Origin of the sequence: Nocardioides sp. NPDC047086 (assembly GCF_040643685.1) — a bacterium.
Taxonomy (GTDB): domain Bacteria; phylum Actinomycetota; class Actinomycetes; order Propionibacteriales; family Nocardioidaceae; genus Nocardioides.
This window is the reverse complement of the sequence record NZ_JBEYUV010000086.1, coordinates 1-2306: the sequence shown is the minus strand read 5'-3', so window position 1 is coordinate 2306 and position 2306 is coordinate 1. Positions and strand designations below refer to the sequence as shown.

The following is a 2306-nucleotide window of genomic DNA, read 5'->3' as shown; positions in this document are numbered from 1 at the left end:
TGGTCGAGCCGACGCCACCGCTGGTCGAGCCGACGTCGTGAGGGACGAACGACGTCGTGTCGAGACCAACACGGTCCCATCGAGCGCGACAGGGGACCGTGTTGGTCTCGACACGCCTCCGCCTAGCGGCTCCGGCGGCTCGACCAGCGGGGGAAGGGGTTCGACCAACGCACCGGACGGGGTAGCTGATCCGCTGCGACACCATGGAGACGTCGAGGTACGCGACGGGCTGCTCGACTTCGCGGTGAACGTCTACCCGGGCGAGCGCCCGCAGTGGCTGGACCAGGCGCTCCACGACTCGCTCGCCGCCACCGCCTACCCCGATGAGGAGCCGGCGCGGGCGGCGCTGGCCAAGCACCACGGCCGCGAGCGCGGCGAGGTGCTCCCGACGGCGGGGGCGGCCGAGGCGTTCACGCTGGTCGCGCGGGCACGGTCATGGCGGAAGCCGGTCGTCGTGCACCCGCAGTTCACCGAGCCCCATGCGGCACTCGAGCAGGCCGGCCACCGAGTCACCGAGGTGCGCCTGCGAGCCGATGACGGGTTCGCCCTCGACCCCGCCGCCGTGCCCGACGATGCGGACCTGGTCGTCGTCGGCAACCCGACCAACCCCACCGGCGTACTCCATCCCGCCGAGACCCTTCGAGCGCTCCTACGGCCCGGCCGGCTGGTCGTGGTCGACGAGGCGTTCATGGACGCGGTCCCCGGCGAGCCCGACACCCTCACCGGCGAGCACGCCGAGGGCCTGCTGGTGATCCGGAGCCTGACCAAGCACTGGTCCATCCCGGGGGTCCGCGCCGGCTGCGTCGTCGGCGATCCCACAGTGGTCAGCGACCTCGAGGCCGTACGCACCCCGTGGTCCGTCTCGGCCACCGCTGCCGCCGCGATGCTCGCCTGCGCGACCGAGCGCGCGAGCGCCGAGGCCCGCGAGCGCGCCGAGCGGATCGCCGTCTGGCGCGACCACCTCGAGGCCGGTCTGCGCGACCAGGGCATCCAGTACGTCCCCTCCGCCGCCTCCTTCGTCCTGGCCCGCCCCGGCGCCGAAGTCCGTGCGGATCTGCGTGAGCAGGGCATCGCCGTACGCCGCGCCGACACCTTCCCCGGCCTCGGTCCGGACTGGGTGCGGATCGCGGTGCGCCCCGAGGCGCCGACCGATCGGCTCCTGGCCGCGCTGCGCCGAACCAGGGGAACGCGGTGAGCCCGCGGGCGGTCGGGATCCTGGCCGGCTTCGCGCTGGACCGCCTGCTCGGTGACCCACGGCGATTCCACCCGGTCGCCGGCTTCGGCACGGTCGCGACGAAGGCGGAGCAGGCCTGGTACGCGGACGACCGCGCCCGAGGCGTCCTCCACACCGCCACGCTGGTCGGGGGAGCGGTGGTCCTCGGTGCTGCCGCGGAGCGCCTCGCCCCAGGGCGAACAGGAAAGACGCTGGTGACCGCGGCCGCGACCTGGGCGGTCCTGGGCGGCCGCTCGCTGGAGCGTGAGGCGCTGGCCGTCCACGAACACCTCGACCGCGACGACCTCCCGGCCGCGCGGCAGCGGCTGACCCACCTCGTCGGCCGTGACACCGACGAGCTCGATGCCTCCGAGGTCTCCCGGGCGGTGGTCGAGAGCGTCGCCGAGAACACCTCCGACGCGGTGGTCGCGCCCCTGGTGTGGGGAGCCGTCGCGGGCGTACCCGGCCTGCTCGGCTACCGCGCCGCCAACACCCTGGACGCGATGGTCGGTCATCACAACGACCGCTACGAGCGCTTCGGCTGGGCCGGCGCCCGCCTGGACGACCTGCTCAACCTGCCCGGCTCCCGGCTGTCCGGCCTGCTCACGATCGCCGCCGCGCCCGCGCGCGCGAAGAAGGCGTGGGCGACCTGGCGCCGCGACGCCGCCCAGCACCCGAGCCCGAACGCCGGCGTGGTCGAGGCGTCCTTCGCCGGCGCCCTCGGCATCCGCCTGGGCGGCACGAACCGCTACTACGGCAACCGGATCGAGCACCGCGCGATGATGGGCGACGGCCGCGACGCGGCCCCGACGGACGTGGTCGAGGCGACCACCCTGGCTCGCAGGGTCGGCCTCGGCGCGGCCCTGGTCGCGGCGGCGTACGCCGTCATCGTTCAGCGTCCATGACGGAAGGCCTGCGCCAGCACCGCGGGCGGAGCATCCGCGATGCCCGGCCCGCTGACCCGCTGGTCGGTCCGTACACCTGCCGCCCGGTCCGGACCCCCGCTGGTCGAGCCGCCGGAGCCGCTAGGCGGAGGCGTGTCGAGACCAACACGGTCCCCTTCGGCGCTCGATGGGACCGTGTTGGTCTCGAC

Annotated in this window: 3 protein-coding genes; 2 read left to right on the top strand and 1 reads right to left on the bottom strand. The window is 74.6% G+C overall.

Features of this window, described 5'->3' with window-relative positions; translation table 11 throughout:
* Together cobC and ABZ796_RS27665 are read left to right on the top strand one after the other, a co-directional pair.
* Positions 1–1195 (top strand): Rv2231c family pyridoxal phosphate-dependent protein CobC (cobC, locus tag ABZ796_RS27670; RefSeq protein WP_357341394.1); only part of this gene is annotated, 1195 nt, incomplete at its 5' end.
* Complete coding sequence (locus ABZ796_RS27665; protein WP_357341392.1) at positions 1192–2118, top strand: cobalamin biosynthesis protein; 927 nt, start codon at positions 1192–1194, stop codon at positions 2116–2118. The genes cobC and ABZ796_RS27665, both read left to right, overlap by 4 nt.
* Here ABZ796_RS27665 and ABZ796_RS27660 read toward each other — a convergent pair.
* Positions 2106–2306 (bottom strand): hypothetical protein (locus ABZ796_RS27660; protein WP_357341390.1); only part of this gene is annotated, 201 nt, incomplete at its 5' end. The genes ABZ796_RS27665 and ABZ796_RS27660 overlap by 13 nt on opposite strands.